Annotated in this window: 1 protein-coding gene; it reads left to right on the top strand. The window is 63.2% G+C overall.

Annotation, left to right across the window (positions count from 1 at the left end; all coding sequences use genetic code 11):
• The coding region (locus C7411_RS36845; protein ID WP_116603310.1) for an FAD-binding protein at nucleotides 1–976 on the top strand (976 nt) is incomplete at its 5' end.
• Nucleotides 977–1,057: the final 81 nt, after the last annotated feature.

Genomic DNA, 1,057 nt, shown 5'->3' on the forward strand with positions numbered 1-1,057 from the left:
CATTCTGCGCAACTCGAACGGCGAGCGCTTCATGGAGCGTTACGCGCCGACCCTGAAGGACCTGGCGCCGCGCGACTTCGTTTCGCGCTCGATGGACCAGGAAATCAAGGAAGGCCGCGGCGTGGGTCCGCACAAGGACCACGTGCTGCTCGACCTCTCGCACATCGGCGCCGAGACGATCATGAAGCGTCTGCCGTCGATCCGCGAAATCGCGCTCAAGTTCGCGAACGTGGACTGCATCAAGGAGCCGATCCCGGTCGTGCCGACCATCCACTACCAGATGGGCGGCATCCCGACGAACATCAACGGCCAGGTCGTTGGCACGCCGAAGGGTCACGAAGAAGTCGTGAACGGCTTCTATGCCGTGGGCGAATGCTCGTGCGTCTCGGTGCACGGCGCGAACCGTCTGGGCACGAACTCGCTGCTCGACCTCGTGGTGTTCGGCCGTGCGGCCGGCAACCACATCGTCAAGCACGTGAAGGAACTGCGCGACCACAAGCCGCTGCCGGCCGACGCCGCCGACTTCGCGCTCTCGCGCCTCGCCGAGCTCGACAAGTCGACCTCGGGCGAGTACGCGCAAAGCGTTGCGAACGACATCCGCGGCTCGATGCAGAAGCACGCAGGCGTGTTCCGCACGTCGAAGCTGCTGGCAGACGGCGTGAAGGACATCGCGCAGATCGCCGAGCGCGCGAAGCACATCCACCTGAAGGACAAGTCGAAGGTGTTCAACACGGCGCGCGTGGAAGCGCTCGAAGTGGCGAACCTGATCGAAGTTGCGCGCGCAACGATGGTTTCGGCTGAAGCCCGTAAGGAAAGCCGTGGTGCGCACGCACAGAGCGACTACGAACACCGCGACGACGAAAACTGGCTGCGCCATACGCTCTGGTTCAGCGAAGGCGACCGACTCGATTACAAGCCGGTCCACATGCAACCGCTGACCGTCGAGTCCGTGCCGCCGAAGGCGCGTACGTTCTAAGGCACACGCCAGTCAAAAGGAATTGGAAATGGCCAAACGCATTTTTGAAGTCTACCGCTACGACCCGGACAAGGACGCGGC

Source organism: Paraburkholderia silvatlantica, assembly GCF_003096715.1.
In the GTDB taxonomy this organism is placed as follows: domain Bacteria; phylum Pseudomonadota; class Gammaproteobacteria; order Burkholderiales; family Burkholderiaceae; genus Paraburkholderia; species Paraburkholderia silvatlantica.